This window comes from Oricola indica, from assembly GCF_965227485.1.
In the GTDB taxonomy this organism is placed as follows: Bacteria; Pseudomonadota; Alphaproteobacteria; order Rhizobiales; family Rhizobiaceae; genus Oricola; species Oricola indica.
The window spans coordinates 934193-950216 of the sequence record NZ_OZ245747.1 but is presented as its reverse complement, the minus strand read 5'-3'; the positions used below and the strand labels follow the sequence as shown (position 1 = coordinate 950216).

At 61.9% G+C, this 16024-nt stretch carries 15 protein-coding genes and 1 tRNA gene; 5 read left to right on the top strand and 11 right to left on the bottom strand.

What is annotated here, in order from left to right; translation table 11 throughout:
- Positions 1 to 194 precede the first annotated feature (194 nt).
- Complete coding sequence (locus tag ACQK2M_RS04945; RefSeq protein ID WP_425416876.1) at positions 195 to 860, bottom strand: hypothetical protein; 666 nt, start codon at positions 858 to 860, stop codon at positions 195 to 197.
- 323 nt (positions 861 to 1183) lie between these two features.
- On the opposite strand from ACQK2M_RS04945, the gene ACQK2M_RS04940 reads away from it, so the two are divergent.
- Positions 1184 to 1429 carry a helix-turn-helix domain-containing protein gene (locus ACQK2M_RS04940; protein WP_425416875.1) on the top strand — a complete coding sequence of 82 codons (246 nt, stop codon included), beginning with the start codon at positions 1184 to 1186 and terminating at the stop codon, positions 1427 to 1429.
- 316 nt (positions 1430 to 1745) lie between these two features.
- Here the strand turns inward: ACQK2M_RS04940 and ACQK2M_RS04935 are convergent, their stop codons facing one another.
- From ACQK2M_RS04935 to ACQK2M_RS04915, 5 genes are all read right to left on the bottom strand, one after another.
- Positions 1746 to 6125, bottom strand: a complete 4380-nt coding sequence (locus ACQK2M_RS04935) for an NACHT domain-containing protein (RefSeq protein WP_425416874.1) — start codon at positions 6123 to 6125, stop codon at positions 1746 to 1748.
- 236 nt (positions 6126 to 6361) lie between these two features.
- A complete protein-coding gene (locus ACQK2M_RS04930) occupies positions 6362 to 6493 on the bottom strand; it encodes a hypothetical protein (protein ID WP_425416873.1) in 132 nt (43 codons plus the stop codon).
- Between the two features lie 76 nt (positions 6494 to 6569).
- Complete coding sequence (locus ACQK2M_RS04925; RefSeq protein WP_425416872.1) at positions 6570 to 6749, bottom strand: helix-turn-helix transcriptional regulator; 180 nt, start codon at positions 6747 to 6749, stop codon at positions 6570 to 6572.
- A 181-nt stretch (positions 6750 to 6930) separates the two neighbouring features.
- Positions 6931 to 7007: transfer RNA gene (locus ACQK2M_RS04920), tRNA-Arg, on the bottom strand.
- Positions 7008 to 7065: 58 nt separating this feature from the next.
- A complete protein-coding gene (locus ACQK2M_RS04915; RefSeq protein ID WP_425416871.1) occupies positions 7066 to 8226 on the bottom strand; it encodes a M20 aminoacylase family protein in 1161 nt (386 codons plus the stop codon).
- A gap of 179 nt (positions 8227 to 8405) precedes the next feature.
- Between ACQK2M_RS04915 and ACQK2M_RS04910 the strand changes: the two genes are divergently transcribed.
- Together ACQK2M_RS04910 and ACQK2M_RS04905 are read left to right on the top strand one after the other, a co-directional pair.
- A complete protein-coding gene (locus tag ACQK2M_RS04910; protein ID WP_425416870.1) occupies positions 8406 to 9599 on the top strand; it encodes a D-alanyl-D-alanine carboxypeptidase family protein in 1194 nt (397 codons plus the stop codon).
- Between the two features lie 7 nt (positions 9600 to 9606).
- Positions 9607 to 10644 (top strand): CobW family GTP-binding protein, encoded by a 1038-nt coding sequence (locus ACQK2M_RS04905; RefSeq protein ID WP_425416869.1) that lies wholly within the window; start codon positions 9607 to 9609, stop codon positions 10642 to 10644.
- A gap of 9 nt (positions 10645 to 10653) precedes the next feature.
- On the opposite strand, the gene ACQK2M_RS04900 is transcribed toward ACQK2M_RS04905, so the two are convergent.
- The 5 genes from ACQK2M_RS04900 to ACQK2M_RS04880 all read right to left on the bottom strand — a co-directional run bounded on the left by ACQK2M_RS04900 (position 10654) and on the right by ACQK2M_RS04880 (position 14135).
- Positions 10654 to 10878, bottom strand: coding sequence for a sulfurtransferase TusA family protein (locus ACQK2M_RS04900; RefSeq protein ID WP_223479762.1), 225 nt, complete (start codon positions 10876 to 10878; stop codon positions 10654 to 10656).
- A 5-nt stretch (positions 10879 to 10883) separates the two neighbouring features.
- Positions 10884 to 11822, bottom strand: a complete 939-nt coding sequence (locus ACQK2M_RS04895) for a L,D-transpeptidase family protein (protein WP_425416868.1) — start codon at positions 11820 to 11822, stop codon at positions 10884 to 10886.
- Positions 11823 to 11970: 148 nt separating this feature from the next.
- Positions 11971 to 12936 carry an acetyl-CoA carboxylase carboxyltransferase subunit alpha gene (locus ACQK2M_RS04890; protein WP_223479763.1) on the bottom strand — a complete coding sequence of 322 codons (966 nt, stop codon included), beginning with the start codon at positions 12934 to 12936 and terminating at the stop codon, positions 11971 to 11973.
- A gap of 82 nt (positions 12937 to 13018) precedes the next feature.
- A complete protein-coding gene (gene xerD / locus ACQK2M_RS04885) occupies positions 13019 to 13936 on the bottom strand; it encodes a site-specific tyrosine recombinase XerD (protein WP_425416866.1) in 918 nt (305 codons plus the stop codon).
- A 49-nt stretch (positions 13937 to 13985) separates the two neighbouring features.
- Positions 13986 to 14135 carry a histidine kinase gene (locus ACQK2M_RS04880; RefSeq protein WP_223479765.1) on the bottom strand — a complete coding sequence of 50 codons (150 nt, stop codon included), beginning with the start codon at positions 14133 to 14135 and terminating at the stop codon, positions 13986 to 13988.
- Positions 14136 to 14288: 153 nt separating this feature from the next.
- Here ACQK2M_RS04880 and ACQK2M_RS04875 point away from each other — a divergent pair, with 153 nt between their 5' ends.
- Together ACQK2M_RS04875 and aroB are read left to right on the top strand one after the other, a co-directional pair.
- Positions 14289 to 14903, top strand: a complete 615-nt coding sequence (locus ACQK2M_RS04875; RefSeq protein ID WP_425416865.1) for a shikimate kinase — start codon at positions 14289 to 14291, stop codon at positions 14901 to 14903.
- Positions 14900 to 16024, top strand: a complete 1125-nt coding sequence (aroB, locus tag ACQK2M_RS04870) for a 3-dehydroquinate synthase (RefSeq protein ID WP_425416864.1) — start codon at positions 14900 to 14902, stop codon at positions 16022 to 16024. Before ACQK2M_RS04875 ends, aroB begins: the two co-directional genes overlap by 4 nt.

The window sequence follows — 16024 nt, the reverse complement described above, 5'->3', positions numbered from 1 at the left end:
TGAGGTATTGGTGTCAGGTTGCATCAAACAAATCCAGGATAACTGAGTTCTTCTAGAATCAACGCAATTTCTGGAGGCAAGACGAATTTGCTGGGTAACGAAGAAATGACGCCGACGAATGTTAGCTCACGGGAAAACGATCGGAGGAGACGTCTGAGATTATGCCCTGCAAGATACGGTGAAGGTTTGTACGCTCACCAGGTCCATTCGAGCTTGAACGCCTGATGCGGTTTGGGCCTGGCGATATCCCACAGGATCGACTTTCGACCATACAGGTCGATCAGGCGTGCCGGCGTGCTGGCTGGTTTCTCGGATGCGCCTTCGATGATCTTTGACGCAACCAACTTCGGGGGCCGTTCCGCGGGGAAATGAACTTGAAGGATGAGGTGTCCAGTCGGATAGGTGAACTCCTGCGTCCAGTGCTCGTGCGGACGCGTGAACGAGCCGAGCAGGTCGGCCGAGTAGACATTCGCGAAATGCTCACCGCGGCTTATCGAATTGCCGAGATTGATCTGCGAGACGTAAAAGCCGCGCTCCACGACAGTGTCGACGATCGTGCCACGCATCGTGGCAAAGCCCGCCGCAGCATGCTCCGCAGTCACCGCTTCCTGGTAGGTCGTCGTGGGGTGATGTGCGACGAACGATGTCGTCTTGCGATATCGGGCTCGACAGCCTGAGGCATCGAGGAGAAACACCTGAACGAGGGTGAATACCGACGTCAGCTCGGCTGACGAATTTGGAGCACCCGATCCACGATTCCATGGTAATTGTCGCGAGACGGGCTTGAGCGCCCAATAGGTGCCGGATCGGATCTGGTCGCCGGCGTAGGCGCCGATTGCAGCGGCAAGCAACGCAGCCACGGCAACAAATGCCGCCCACGCATTTCCCGCGACGATCTCATAGACTCTGTCCCATCCAGTGACCATTCCTACAATTATGGCGCACCACCGGGGTGGAGGCGCGCCATAATCCACAGCCTGCTGAAAGGCGTCGGGTCGGCGACTTAGCCTTTACCGCCGCCGCTGGATGCCAGAACGATGCTCAATGGAGTATCCTCGGTTCGTACGTCACAGGGCGAATCCTAATGGATTTTCCACTAACCATGCAAGAGGACTTAGTGGATTTTCGACTAGAACCGCTGTGATCGTATTGAGGCTGCTATTTACCACACCGGAGGTGGAGCATGCCTCGAACACTCGGACGGCCGCGTCACGAAGCCTTGCGGGACTTCATCGTCGAGCAGCGAGAGCAAGCAGGCCTCACGCAGCACGAAGTATCGGCGCAACTCGACCGCCCCCAGTCATTCATAGCCAGCATCGAGACAGGCCAGCGTCGGGTCGATGTGGTCGAGCTGCTCGATCTGGCTGAAGCCATTGGTTTCGATCCGCATGATGCCGTGCGAAGGCTCTTGGGCGCAGCAGCTGATTAGGTCCATTACCAGGGACACGTTTCAGTTAATTGCTATGGAACAGGCTAATGCCGATTGCAGTCTGGCGCCTCGCAAGCGTAGCCAGCCGAAGCAGACAATGATTGCGCCGCACCCATGAAAAACCCAGAGTTCTTCGGCGATTACCAGTTTGGTTCCGCAACTGACCGAGACCAACTACGGCAGAAGTGAGGGCGCCTTCCCAACAGGCAGCTTCGGGGCCGTGAACAGACTGGCGGCTTTGCGATGGGAGAGCCGGAAAAGCAGACGCGCGCTCCCTTTCGGGCCGACATTTCGCCCGGATCGTTCACCTACAGATTCAGCTCCCGTCCTCGGCGTCGGGATCGGGCGTCAAGATCGGCCAAGGGCGCCCTGATGCAAGATCGGGATGACGTGGTTCCGATTCTGGCGCACCGTACTCGTCCCGGAGCTTATCTATGATGTTGAGACAGCGGGTGGCGGGGTCATCCTTGCCGCCGCTGCCCGTCATCGCCAGCAACTTCCGGCGCAGCTCGACCGCCGGGACGGGCACGACATTGTAAGCGCCTTCCCAGTTCTCGGCCGGCACGTGCTCCGTGACGGCCCTTTGGATCGACTGCCACGTCATGAACGAACGTCCGGTCTTCATCTCAAAATCAATCAGCATCAATACGCCGTCCGTGTCAGGGTCTTCGGCAACTGCGCTAGCTAGCAAGGCAAGCTGCTTCGTCGTCGGCCCATCCTTCAGGAGGTCATAGACATAGGCGCGGACCTCGGAGAACTCCGAAATCAAACCACCCAATTCGCGTTGCCAATGCCACCCGTCGTATGACTTGCCGTCGAGCGCGCCGCTGACGGTCAAGTCAACAAGGCGGCGCGCGGCGGATACGGTGCCGAACCTCAACGCGGTCGCGCGCCACTGATGGTTCTGGTAGAGACGCGGGTCTTCTTCTGCGAGCGTGAAAGTCACGCCTTCTGCGTCGTCTGAGCACGAACTGCTGAGTCCGCCGACCATCTCTTCAAGCATTCGTGGGTCGCGCTGCGCGTCCGGCATGACGCGCACGATGGCGGGCAGATCGGTGACAGGTGTGGCGAATGGCAAAAGGCGCAACCAATCGCGTAGCTGATACGCGTCGCTCTGAGTCAGAATCCAGGTCTCCTTCTTGGCCGCCTCAAAGGTCTCAGCTATGCCGTCGGCCACGAGCTTGATGTCGATGTCCTCGCCAGAGAGGATCAGCGACAACAGCAAGGCTGCGCGCGCCTGCCTCGGCGCCAGAGAAATGAGCTTCTGGATCGTCACGTCACGCTGGCCGTGCGGGAGCCGTGATCCGACAATGCCGAGCGCAACGCCCAGCTTCATCTGCGCATCCGTCGAACCATCGACAATCAACGTGTCGATTGCGCCGAAGATCGCCTCCGCCTCGTCTGATGTCGCGGCGGGATCGGCGGCGCGGACCTCACGGCGCTCTTCCACGCGCGAGAAATCTTCGCCGCTCCGGAATTTCTTGTCGTCCTTGGGTTCGTTGGCCTCAAACCACTGGAAGGCCAGCACACGCGCAGCCAACTCGCCAAAATGCTCATCCGTCAGGTATTCACGCATCAGCGCAGCGGTCTCTGGCGCATTGATCGCCAAGAACGCACGTTGGTACTCGTGCATGTGTGGATGCTGCGCTTCGTGCACAGCGTCGCGATCCTTCCAGCCGCTCGCGGTAGCTTTTTCGCGGAAAGCTCGATAGCGACGTAAATTGTCGTCAAGCATTCTCTTCAAGAGCGGAAGATGATCGACGGACGGCGCGTAGCTCATCATCGTTGCAATGGTAGCCACTCGCCGACGCTTCTCATCCCCAGCGGCGAGCATGCGCTCTGCCCATTCGCGCGCCAGCACTCCGATTGCGGCCAAGCCTTCCTCATTGAAGGGTCGCGCCCGCTCTTCGTCGCCGTAGGTCTCACGGGAAAACAGCTCGGCCAGTTGGACGATTTCCTCATTGTCAGCGTTTACCGACCGCGCCTGAACGGCGGCCACCAAACTTGCGCCCGGCGTGTGGCCGATACGGCCGCGCAGATCGTGATAGCGATCACCCGCCGCCTGGTTGTACTTCCCGCTGGCGTCGCGCACGACTTTCCCAGCTGCAAGATATGCGTCGATCAGCCGACCAACAGCGTTTGGTCCCAGCACTGAAGCGGCGGCCTCGGCGCGGTCGTCGTGGCGGCTTGTTTCTTCGAGGGCGATCCCGAGCAGCGCGTCGTCCTCAAGGGCAAACCCGGCCGCCGCAAGAATATCGTCTGCGCCGTAGAAGAGTTCGCGGTGCTCGCGCACGCGGCGCAGTAGCCCCTTTGCGAGAGCCTCCGGATATCGCTTTCGCGCTTCATACAACAAGTGCATTTCGCCATCGCGTTTCCGGTCGATCTCCATTTCGGCAACAATCTCAGTAACCTTGGTATCGTGGTCATCTCCGACCGGCGCGTGAACGAGCGTGCGCAAGCGCTGAAAGTGCGAAATGCCAGCAACCTTGCGCCGTTCGCGCGCTCGCCGGAGTTCCTGCTGGACGGCATCGACTGCAATGTCGTCGAGGTGACCCTTTTCGGTGAGGATATCGTAGGTCTCGTCGCCCGCGTCAGCGAGCAAGTCGGCGACGTGGCGATCCGCCCGTCGAAATGAGAGCGCATCGACCACTGTCGCCTTCACGTCCGGATCGCTGTCAGTCTTCGCGATTGCGGTCGCAAGGTCGAGGCCGTCGATTCCGCCATGCGATGCGATTTCATGCAGTATGTTCTTGCGGATTTCCGGTGGCAGCGCTGCGATGCGCGCCGGCGCGTCGTTCCCAAGCACGGATGGGCGAAATCGCTTCGCCGCTCGGAGGGCGGGCAGGTGCACTTGGGTGTTCGCGTGCGAAATAAGCGGCCAAAGAAGATCGCCGAATTCCGGCCTGCCGGACGCGATCATGAAACGCACCGCGCGATCCACCTTGCCGGGCGCGTGCCACTGCTCGGCGAGGCTCCGCATTTCGGCGCCGATTGGCGCCCATACCTCGTCGGTGGCGCGGAAGATCATCTCGCCCGCGAGGACGGGATCGACATCAAAAGCTGTGCGGATGGCGGCGCTGCATGCGGCCTTATGCGCGGCGTCGCCGCGGGCGCTCCGTTCGACGGCGAACAGGACTGCTTCCTCCCACGGGCGCTGATCGAGTACGTCGGCCTTCAGTTTCTCCCGTGCTGCCGGATCGCTGACGGCTTGTATCATCAGTCGTTCGACGTAGTGCGAGGCGTACCATTCCTGAAATTGCTGGTGCTGGAACGAATAGCCCGGCGTGTCGCCGGAGCGAGTAAGAACGTGATTGCTGACAAGCGTGTCGAGCAACGCGTCGGGCTGTGTGGTGATGATCATCTGCCCATCGGCCACCAGGAACCGTGCGGTCTCGGCAACCGCTTTGCGCGCGTTGCTGTCCGTAATCGCCGTGTTAGCCGTTGTCGTGGCGAACACGGCGAGATTATCCAAATAGTCCTGCTGGAAGCCGAGGGCCACGGCATGAAGCGCCGCCGCACGGCGGGCTTCCTGCTCGTGCACGGCAACGAAGCGCCGTAGCACTTCTTCCTTCGTGGTCGGAAAAGGTGCGCCCTCTGGCAGCGACAGCAGTGCCGTGAGATAGAGTGGGATGGTGACGAGTTCGCGGACGCCCGCTGTCCGCCAGGCTTGATCGACGAGCTGTGCGCCATCCTCGCCGCGCATGGCTCGCGCAATCTCCATTTGCTGCTCGTCGTCAAGCGGCAGCAAATCGACCCGCGTCCCACCGAAGGGAATGTCGAGGGCCTGCCTGCGCGTGGAAATGACAAGACCGAGCTCCGGCAATTCAGTCTTGAGCGCAGTGATTTGCACGCGCGCGCGTTCGCGTGCGGCGGGATCCAGTTCGTTCCAGCCGTCAAGAAGCAGCACGACGCCAGGATTCGTCGCGACGGTGCGGAAATCCTTTTCCGAAATGTCGTGGAATGCAGGACGTTTCAGGATGGATACCAGCAGCGTGTCGGCGCCGGTGGCCCAATCGCCCAAGGGTACGATAAGCGGTGTGCAGCTGCCGATCTCCAACACTCCTTCAGCGATCTGAAAGAGTGTCGTCGTCTTTCCCATTCCAGGCGCCGCGACAAGCATCAGGTCGTCCAACGTCGTCACAACGTTAGCGAGCGCGCGAGTGCTCAGCGCCTCATCCACATGCTTCACCTTCAATGTGAGCGTGAGCGCCACGTTTGTGCCCGGCCATTTGGGTGTTCGGCGGAACACGGCCAAGTCGGCGGCGGCGGCGACTTGCAGGCGAGCGCTGATTTCCCCAACAGTTGGCGGCATTGACGGGCCGAAAGCGATCTTGTCAATTACGCTGCGCCACATGTCCTCCGAGTGCTTCTTTTTCCACTCTTGCAAGAACGACTCGGAAAAAGCGGGATCAGCCGAATCGATCGCTTTGGCGCAGTCTTGGCAAAGCCAAATTCCGTTCTCATGCGATTTTCGTTGCTCGGGCGTCATATCGGCGCGATAGCGGCGCGAGCCAGGTCCGGGGGCTGCAGCGCAGATATGGGCGGCAACTCCAATGTTCACTTCCTTTACACCGTCGCTCGTAGGCGCCGATGTCAACTTTCTGCAGCTAGGATTGCTGCAATGATACCGGGCTTGCTTTGCTAGACGATTCTTTGTCGCCTGAGAAAAGTCATCTCTGTTGCTTTTCTTTGCCATCGAAGGTTGCTCGGTTATCCGGGATGAATTCCAGGCTCTTGTCGCAAGGGGGTATTCGGTGATCGATGCCAGAGACCTCATTGCAAAGGCCGCTTCTAGGAGATTGAACCTCAGTTCGGAATGAGCGGAAAGGGGGCGCAATCCTGCCATTCATTAGACGACTCCATGGCGTCATCGTTGGATTGATGTCATTTTTGAATACGCCTGCCAATTATGGCCATGACAAGTGAGGGTCGCTACCACTCAATTGTCGGCATCATTTCGCCGGAGACAGGTCCGCCGATCCTATTTTGCGGCCATTGGCCGAAATCTGTGTCGTCCTGCCGAAAAGCATCGATCGGCTCATAAATAATTTGGTCTTCATCCATGAATACATTCTATCATGAAATGAGCGGTGCCACTTACGCGACACCGCTCGCTCCTTTTCAGGAGTGTCGAGCAGGCTCAATCTCGACGGTCAATTCGTTGTTGGAGCCAATCCAAAACCTCTTCCTCAATCCATCCCACCCTGTTGGGGCCGAGCTTAATCCGCTTCGGGAATTTGCCTGCCGCCTCGAGGCGAGCGATGTGTTGCGGCGAGTAAAGAACAAGCTCCTTGAGTTGCCGTTTCGATAAAATCCTCATCCGAATTCTCCCAAATAGGGAGCATCCGGATGCTCCGGTGGTACGACTGCCCCAGAGCAGGAGAAATTGTAGCAGCAGATTCGCGGCCGTAAATACGCCGGGAACTGCTACCTATACGCTACCTTATGCGACTCTTTCGGAAAAACCTGCAATTTACGAATAAATAAGTCATTGAAAAGAATGGTGATCCCGACAGGATTCGAACCTGTGACCCTCAGATTAGGAATCTGATGCTCTATCCTGCTGAGCTACGGGACCGTCCGGGCGGACAGATATCAAAATCGGTCCGGTTTGAAAACAAGCAATACGCCGCCTCTCAGGCCCCGTTCGCCTCGGCCAGCGCCACCCAGTAACTGATGCCGAGCGGGATGATTTCGTCATTGAAATCATAGGCAGGGTGGTGAAGTCCGGCCGTGTCGCCATTGCCGATCAGGATCATCGCGCCGGGCCGCGCCTCGGTCATGTAGGCAAAGTCCTCTCCGCCCATCATCGGTGCAGCCGACACGTCCACCGCGCTTTCGCCCGCCACGGCGGCCGCAGCCTGGGCGCAAATGTCGGTCTCCGCGCTGTGATTGACCATCACCGGATAGCCCCGCCTCCAAGTCACCTCCGCCGTCGCGCCATGCGCGGCCGCGATGTTTGCGGCGAGCGTCTTGATCCGGCTTTCGCCGAGTTCCCGGTTTTCCGGGGACAGCGTGCGCACCGTGCCCGCGATCTCGGCCTCCTCGGGAATGACATTATGCGCCGAGCCGGCGTGGAACTGCGTCGCGGAGACCACCATGGCCGAAATCGGATCGGCATTGCGCGAGGCGATGGTCTGCATCGCCTGCACCAGTTGCGCGCCGATGACGATCGGATCGATGGTCTGGTTCGGCCATGCGGCGTGCCCGCCGCGCCCGGTGATCCGGACAAGGAATTCGTCCGTCGCCGCCCAAAGCGGGCCAGGGCGGGTCGCGAAACGGCCGGCGGGCAAACTCGGCATGTTGTGCATGCCGTAGACGCGGTCGATGCCGAAACGGTCCATCAGCCCGTCCTCGATCATCTCGCGTCCGCCACCGCCGCCTTCCTCCGCGGGCTGGAAGATCACCACCACCGTGCCCGCGAAATTGCGCGTTTCGGCAAGATATTGCGCGGCGCCGAGCAGCATCGAGGTGTGCCCGTCATGGCCGCAGGCATGCATTTTGCCGGGCACCGTGGAGGCATAGGGCTTGCCGGTCATCTCCTTGATCGGCAGCGCGTCCATGTCGGAGCGGAAGCCGAGCGTCTCGCCCTCGCCCCGGTTGCCCCTGATCACGCCGACGACACCGGTGCGGCCGAGCCCGGTCACCACCTCGTCGCAGCCGAACGCCTTGAGCTTCTCCTCGACGAAAGCCGCCGTCTCGTGCACGTCGAACATCAATTCCGGATGCTGGTGCAGGTGGTGGCGCCAGCCGGCCACTTCCGCCTGCATTTCATGGGCACGATTGAGAATCGGCATTCGTTTCCCTTCCTGGAACCGGGTTCGTCACCTCGAAAATGGCGGTGCGGGCCGCCCCGGACAAGTCCGGTTTCGAACATATCGGCCTCGCGGCGTCATGCCTTCGGCACAATCCTTGTCTAGCCCGCGACATTCGCCTACACAATCGCGGGGGCCTCGTCATCGATCAGGGAAAGTCAATGTTCGCCGGACAAAGATCGCCCATTCTCGGAATTGCCCTCGTCCTGTTGATCGCGCTCGGCGCGAACAGGGCCGACGCCTCGACAATGCCGTCCATGGTGATCGAAGTATCCACAGGACGCGTGCTCGAAGCCGAGCGTCAGTTCGACCGCTGGCGTCCCGCCTCCCTGACCAAGCTGATGACGGCCTGGGTCGCATTCCGCGAGATCGAGCGCGGCGCGCTGACGATGAAATCGCCGGTGCGCATCTCTCTCAAAGCGGCGCGCAAGCCGCCGAGCCACATGGCCTATCCGGTCGGCACGATCCTCACGCTCGACAATGCGCTCAAGATGCTGCTCGTCAAATCGGCCAACGACATCGCCGTCGCCATCGCGGAATCCGTTTCCGGCAGCGTCGAGGCGTTCTCCGAGAAAATGAACGCCGAGGCGAAGCGCCTCGGCATGACCGACTCCCATTTCGTCAATCCGCACGGATTGCACGATACGGGCCAGTATTCGACGGCGCGCGACCTCGCGATACTCGCCCGGGCGATCCGCCTCGAATATCCGCAGCACGCGCATTATTTCTCGACCGAGGCGCTGAAGGACGGCGACAAGGTCTACAAATCCTACAATCTGCTGCTCGGGCGCTTTGACGGCGCCGACGGCATGAAGACCGGCTATATCTGCGAAGGCGGCTTCAACCTGGTCGCCTCCGCGACGCGCAAGGGCGTGACCCTGATCGCGGTCGTTCTTGGCGAGATGAGCTCCAAGGGCCGCTCCGAACGTGCCGCCGACCTGCTCGAGGAAGGCTTTGCCAAGATGAACGAGGCCGAATTCGAACCAGTCCTCGCCTCGATGACGCCGCCCGAGGGCCATTCGACCGAAATCGCCAATGTCCGCGACATCGTGTGTTCGCAGGAAGCCAACGATGCGCGCTGGGCGGACCGCTCGCTCGACAGTTTCGCGAGCCCGGCGATCACACCGCTGACCCGCGACCCGGTGCCCGTGCCGATCTTTATCGGCGGCGCGGAAGGCGCGAGCATGTCCGCCATCCTGCTGGCCGGGCAATATATCGACGCGGTCCCGGTTCCGGATTTCCGGCCGGTGCGGCTGAGCGACGAAGTGGCGGAGGCGCGCCGCGCCGAGGGCATCGACCTTGCCGCCGAACGGGCGATCCCTGTCCCCGAATTCCGGCCCGATCAGGGAGCCTGATACGGCCATGGCCTCCGTACCCGTCCATGTGGTGACCGGCTTTCTCGGCGCGGGAAAGACGACGCTCCTGAACCGCCTGCTCGCCGCAGGCGGCTTCGCCAACACGGCGGTGATCATCAACGAGTTCGGCGATGTCGGCATCGACCACCTGCTGGTCGAGGCAGTCGAGGGCGGCGAACCGATGATCGAACTGTCGGATGGCTGCCTGTGCTGCACCGTCAGAAGCGATCTCGTCGACACGCTGTTCCAGATCAATGAGCGCATCGAGGCGGGCGCCGCGCTGGACCGTGTCGTCATCGAAACGACGGGACTGGCCGATCCCGCGCCCGTCTTGCAGGCGGTGATGGCGACGCCGGGCCTCAATGAACGCTTCCACGTGGCGAGCCTCGTCACGGTCGTTTGCGCGGCGACGGGGCTGGCCAGTCTGGAAGACCACGAGGAAGCGCGAAGCCAGGTGGCGCTCGCGGACCGCATCGTCCTGACCAAGACCGATCTCGAACCGGCAAGCGACGCGCTGATCGCCAGGCTCGCGGCGATCAATCCGCTGGTCGAACCGGTCGATGCGGCAGGCGACGGCTTCGTTCTGGCGCTCGACGATTCGTCACTGGCGCAGGCGCGCCCGGCCGCCGGCGAACCGCACGGCCATCACCACCACCATCATGACGTCAACCGGCATGACGCGTCGATCGAGGCTTTCACGCTGACGCATGACGCACAGATCACGGCGGCGACGGTGGAGATGTTCGCCGACCTGTTGCGCTCCTCGATGCCGCGCGAATTGCTGCGCATGAAGGGTGTTGTGTGGACCACGGAGAAGCCGGACCGGCCGCTGGTCATTCACGGCGTGCAGTCGGTGTTTCATCCGCCGGTCAGGCTCGACTCATGGAAAGGGCGCGAACCGGAAACGCGCCTCGTCGTCATCGCGCGAAACGGCAACAGGGCGCATATCGAGGGCCTGTTCGCGGCCTTCACCGGCCAGATCGCCCCCGACCGGCCCGACCGGCAGGCGCTGACCGACAATCCGCTGGCGATCCCGGGAATGTGAACCGGCGCTCTACGCGCCCCGCTCGATCAGGAAACGGTGACCGTCCTCGTCCTTCTCGCTTTCGACGAGCGGATGGCCGCTTTCGCGGCAGTAATTGGGGATGTCGATGACGGCCAGCGGATCGCTGGTGCGGACCCACAGCCGGTCACCCGGCTTGAGGCTTTGCATGCGTTTTTGCGTCTTGAGAACCGGCATCGGACAATTCAGGCCGCGCAGGTCGTAGATGTCCGCCATGTCGCTTACTGGGTCGATGCGGAGGCCGACGATCCGCGGAACAGGTTGCCGAGCGGAGAAGCCGGTTTCGATTGCAAAGCGCTTGCCGCCGATCCGCCTTCCATCGCGGCCACTGCCTGCTGGAAGGCAACGGCCTGCTTGGACTGCAGCGACTGATAGGCCGTTGCGAGACCGGTCGGCATCGTCATCGGCGGGCATTCCGCCGTCGCCTTGAACTCGCCTTCCTCGGGGAGGCTGTTGAAGACATAACGGCGGCCGCAGACATCGACCTTGGGCGGTATCTTGGTCAGCTCGAAATGGTCGTAGCCTTCCTTGAGCATCGACCAGAACTCGAAATTCTTGTCGTTGCGGTGCTTGGCCATGTTTTCCGGCGTCATCCGGAACGGATAGGCCTGGACCTGGAACGCGTCCTGCTTGCCGCCGGAAAGCGCCTCGCGCGCGAAGGCGTAGATTTCCGCGATGCTCTCATCCGTCATCGAATAGCAACCGGCCGACGAACAGGAGCCGTGCACCATGAGATTGGAGCCGGTGCGGCCATTGGCACGGTCGTAGCGATTGGGGAAGCCCGTATTGAACGCCAGGTGATAGCTGGATTTCGGATTGAGCAGATGTTTCGAGATCGAATAGAACCCTTCGGGCGCCTGACGGTCGCCTTCCCGGATCTTCGGCCCGAGTTTTCCGGAATAGGCGCAGACCTCGTAGCTCTTCACCAGAACGAAGCGACCGGTGTCTTTCTGCTTCCAGACCTCGAGGACCGCTTCGTCCTTGAAGATGCGGACCATGATCGGCGACGACTTGGTCATGCCGTTCGCGGACATGAAACTGCGCACGTCTTCGGGGATCGGCGCATTGGCCTTGAGCGAAAGAACGTCGCTTGTCTCGCAACCGGCGAGCGCGGTGGATGCAGCCACCATTATCGCGATCATCGCCCGTCGATACGCCATTCGAGAATGCCTCGGAAAAATCATTGGACCCGGATTATAGACGACCGCGACTTGCCGCAAGGTTGCCTGGCCCCCGCTCACGCGATTGTCAGCGTCACGCATCGGGACAAAATACGGCACGGATATGGCGGATTTGACCGGAACCCGATCAGCCGAGATTGCGGCCGATGGCGAGGAATTTCTCGCGCCGGGCGTTTTTCAGCGCCGGACCGTCGAGCCCGGCGAGATCGGCCAGCGCCCCCTCGACCGTCTTGCGGGTTTCCTGGACGACCGCATCGCGGTCCCTGTGCGCGCCGCCAAGCGGCTCGCTGATAATGCCGTCGATGACCTTGAGCGCCAGCAGATCCTGCGCGGTGACCTTCATCGCCGTCGCGGCGTCGCGGGCGCGGGCGGCGTCACGCCACAGGATCGACGCGCCACCCTCGGGCGAGATCACGCTGTAGATGGCGTGTTCGAGCATGTAGACCTTGTTGGCCGTCGCAATGGCGATCGCACCGCCGGATCCGCCTTCGCCGATCACGACGGAAACCAGCGGCACCTCGAGGTTGAGGCTGATCTCGATCGAGCGTGCGATGGCTTCGGCCTGGCCGCGTTCTTCCGCGCCGATGCCCGGATAGGCGCCCGCCGTGTCCACCAGCGTGATGACCGGCAGGCCGAACCGGTTCGCCATCTCCATGATGCGGACCGCCTTGCGATATCCCTCGGGCCGCGCCATGCCGAAATTGTGCTTCAGGCGCGACTGCGTGTCGGACCCCTTTTCCTGCCCGATCACCGCGACCGGGTTGCCGTCGAAACGCGCGAAACCGGCGATGACAGCGGCGTCCTCGGCGAATTTGCGGTCACCGGCGAGAGGTGTGAACTCGTCGAACAGCGCATCGACATATTGCGAGCAATGCGGCCGGTCAGGATGACGCGCGACCTGCGCCTTCTGCCAGGGTGTCAGCTTCTTGTAGATCTCGACCAGCGCCTCGGCGGACCGTTTCTCCAGCCGCGCAACTTCCTCGGCAACGTCGACCCCGCCATTCTCGCCCTCGGAAAGCTTCTTCAATTCCATGATCTGGCCGTCCAGATCGGCGATCGGCTTTTCGAAATCGAGATAGCTGTAAAGTGACATGGGAACGCTGTCCGTTCGGTCTTTCGTTTGGCGTGGAGGTGGAGGTAAACGGGCTGGATGTCAAGCATAGCCCCACTTGGGCTCAGGCGCCGGCCAGCGGATGATGCTCTGTGACAAGCCGGTGCAACCGCTCTTCCAGCACATGCGTGTAGATCTGCGTCGTCGAGATATCGGCATGGCCCAGAAGCTGCTGCACGACGCGCAGATCGGCGCCGTTCTGCAACAGATGGCTGGCGAAGGCGTGTCGAAGCACATGCGGCGAAAGCTTGGAGACGGACAGGCCGCATCGCGCGCCGAGCGCCTTGAGATCGCGCGCGAAGACCTGCCGCGCGACATGGTCGACATAGTTTTCGGCGGGAAACAGCCAGGGGCAGTCATCGGCGCGCGGATCGCGATTGCGGGCCTCCAGATAGGTGGTCACCGCGGCGCGGGCGGTGTCGGTGACCGGAACCATGCGCTCCTTTGACCCCTTGCCGCGCACCATGAAGAACGGGTCGTCGCGCCATGCGACGCTGACCGGCAGCGAAACCAGTTCGCTGACCCGCAGACCTGTTGCATAGAGCAGTTCGAGCAAGGCGCGCGTGCGGATCGCGGTGATCCGGATTTTCGCCGGCTGCATCTCGTCCGTGGCTTCCTCCCCGGCGCGTTCGAGCAGACGCGACACCTCTTCCTCGCTCAACACCTTCGGCAGGGCCCGGGCCTTTTTCGGCGAGGCGATCACCCCGGTCGGATCGTCGCCGCGCAGGTTCTCCGCATAGAGAAAGCGAAAATACTGCCGCAACGCGGACAGGTGGCGCGCCTGCGAGGAAGCCGCGTATCCCGAGGCGTCCATGCTTGACAGATATGCGCTGATATCCGTCGAGATGGCGTCGGAGAGCCGACGCGCGCTCGCGCGGCGCACGAAACGTTCCGCTTCCTCCAGGTCGCGCCGGTAGGAGGCGAGCGTGTTTTCGGATGCGCCGCGCTCGGCGCTCATCATTTCGAGAAATGCGTCGATCATGCCATCAGTCTGGCACGCGAAGGTTTACCGGCGGTTTCGCGAACCGGGATCAGAAATCCGGATTGATCTTGTTGGCCGGGATGCGCACCGTCATTTCGCGCGGGGTCGGTTCGACATAGGAAACCAGCGCCCACATGGCGCCATAGGCGATCCCGCCGAGGACGGCGAGCGTGAATAGAAACCGGATCAGGCTTGGCATCGGACTTCGATCTTACGGCACGCCTTTTGTCTCGTGAAGCGGGTATGCGATTCCATATCATTAAAATCAAACCCTAAACGGCCCGTCTTTACAATTCTTGACAGGGCGCGCGGGTTCATGCGCTAAGCGGAACTCGGACGGAAACGACGAGTCATGACGCCTGAAATCAAAGCCAATTGCGAGACCGTTCGCAACCGGATCGGCCATCGCTCGATCGTTCTGGTCGGCCTCATGGGCGCCGGGAAATCGGCGGTCGGCCGCAAGGTCGCGGCCAGCCTCGGCCTGCCGTTCGCCGACGCGGACACGGAAATCGAGACCGTGTCGAAAATGACCATTCCCGAGCTGTTCGAACACTATGGCGAACCGGAATTCCGGTCGCTGGAACAACGCGTTATCTCGCGCCTGCTGAAGACCGGACCGCAGGTGCTGGCGACCGGCGGCGGCGCCTTCATCAACGAGAATACACGCAGCGAAATCGCGCAGGACGGAATATCGGTCTGGCTTTCCGCCGATATCGACCTGCTGATGGAACGCGTCTCGCGCCGAAAGAACCGGCCGCTCCTGCGCACGGCCGATCCGCGCGCCGTCATGCAGCGCCTCATGGATGAGCGATATCCGGTCTACGCTAATGCGGATATCGAGGTGCGGTCGCGCGACATATCCAAGGAAGACATGGCCGCCAATGTGGTCGCCGCCATCGCGGCATGGCTCGACGGCCACGCGGAAACCCCGCGCGAACACAGCGCGACGGAAGCGAGTGACCGATGAATGACGCACATTGCGCCGAGACCGTGACTGTCGATCTCGGCGATCGTTCCTACGACATCCTGATAGGCCCGGGCCTGCTCGAACAAAGCGGGCGCCGCATCGCCGAGACGTTGCCGGGCGTCCGTGCGGCGATCGTCACGGACGAGAATGTCGCCGCCCATCACCTCGAGACTGTCCGCGCGAGCCTGGCGGATGCCGGGATCGAAGCGACGGATATCGTGCTTCCGGCCGGCGAGCCGACGAAACGCTTCGAAATACTGCAGGACGTGGTCTACCGCATCCTCGACGCCCGGCTGGAACGCGGCGACGTCGTGATCGCGCTCGGCGGCGGTGTGATCGGCGATCTGACGGGTTTTGCGGCCGCGATCGTCCGGCGCGGCATGCAGTTCGTGCAGATGCCCACCTCCCTGCTGTCCCAGGTGGATTCGTCCGTCGGCGGCAAGACCGGAATCAACGCGCCGCACGGCAAGAACCTGATCGGCGCGTTCTACCAGCCGCGGCTGGTGATCGCCGACACCGGGGCGCTCGACACGCTCTCGCCGCGTGAATTCCGAGCCGGCTACGCCGAGGTGGTGAAATACGGGCTGATCGACCGGCCCGATTTCTTCGCATGGTTGGAGGAAAACTGGGCGAAGATCGAGGCCGGCGGCAGCGAGCGTATCCATGCCATCGCGGAATCCTGCCGCGCCAAGGCCGCCGTCGTCGCCCGCGACGAACGCGAGGCCGGCGACCGGGCGCTGCTCAATCTGGGACACACATTCGGCCATGCGCTGGAAGCAGCGGCGAAATACAACCCAGACATTCTCGTTCATGGCGAGGGCGTCGCCATCGGCATGGTGCTCGCGCATGAGTTTTCGGCGCGCATGAACCTCGCCAGTCCGGACGACGCAAAGCGCGTCGCCGCGCATCTTAAGGCGGTCGGCCTGCCGACCGACCTCGATGCCATGAAGCCGTATCTGCGCGACGCCGACACGATGCTGACCTATATCAGGCAGGACAAGAAGGTGACCCGCGGTGCGCTCAACTTCATCCTGACACGCGGAATCGGTCAGTCCTTCATCGCGAAGAATGTGCCGGAATCGGAGGTGCACGCCTTTCTCCGGGACAAGATAGGAAGTTAG

Bases quoted from the DNA above. Each gene is read 5' to 3' on its own strand.
- ACQK2M_RS04880 (WP_223479765.1), bottom strand. From the start codon at position 14,135: ATGCCAAGCCTGATCCGGTTTCTATTCACGCTCGCCGTCCTCGGCGGG.
- ACQK2M_RS04910 (WP_425416870.1), top strand. From the start codon at position 8,406: ATGTTCGCCGGACAAAGATCGCCCATTCTCGGAATTGCCCTCGTCCTG.
- aroB (WP_425416864.1), top strand. From the start codon at position 14,900: ATGAATGACGCACATTGCGCCGAGACCGTGACTGTCGATCTCGGCGAT.
- xerD (WP_425416866.1), bottom strand. From the start codon at position 13,936: ATGATCGACGCATTTCTCGAAATGATGAGCGCCGAGCGCGGCGCATCC.
- ACQK2M_RS04935 (WP_425416874.1), bottom strand. From the start codon at position 6,125: ATGGCAAAGAAAAGCAACAGAGATGACTTTTCTCAGGCGACAAAGAAT.
- ACQK2M_RS04905 (WP_425416869.1), top strand. From the start codon at position 9,607: ATGGCCTCCGTACCCGTCCATGTGGTGACCGGCTTTCTCGGCGCGGGA.
- ACQK2M_RS04915 (WP_425416871.1), bottom strand. From the start codon at position 8,226: ATGCCGATTCTCAATCGTGCCCATGAAATGCAGGCGGAAGTGGCCGGC.
- ACQK2M_RS04940 (WP_425416875.1), top strand. From the start codon at position 1,184: ATGCCTCGAACACTCGGACGGCCGCGTCACGAAGCCTTGCGGGACTTC.
- ACQK2M_RS04925 (WP_425416872.1), bottom strand. From the start codon at position 6,749: ATGAGGATTTTATCGAAACGGCAACTCAAGGAGCTTGTTCTTTACTCG.
- ACQK2M_RS04875 (WP_425416865.1), top strand. From the start codon at position 14,289: ATGACGCCTGAAATCAAAGCCAATTGCGAGACCGTTCGCAACCGGATC.
- ACQK2M_RS04895 (WP_425416868.1), bottom strand. From the start codon at position 11,822: ATGGCGTATCGACGGGCGATGATCGCGATAATGGTGGCTGCATCCACC.
- ACQK2M_RS04900 (WP_223479762.1), bottom strand. From the start codon at position 10,878: ATGGCGGACATCTACGACCTGCGCGGCCTGAATTGTCCGATGCCGGTT.
- ACQK2M_RS04930 (WP_425416873.1), bottom strand. From the start codon at position 6,493: ATGGATGAAGACCAAATTATTTATGAGCCGATCGATGCTTTTCGGCAG.
- ACQK2M_RS04890 (WP_223479763.1), bottom strand. From the start codon at position 12,936: ATGTCACTTTACAGCTATCTCGATTTCGAAAAGCCGATCGCCGATCTG.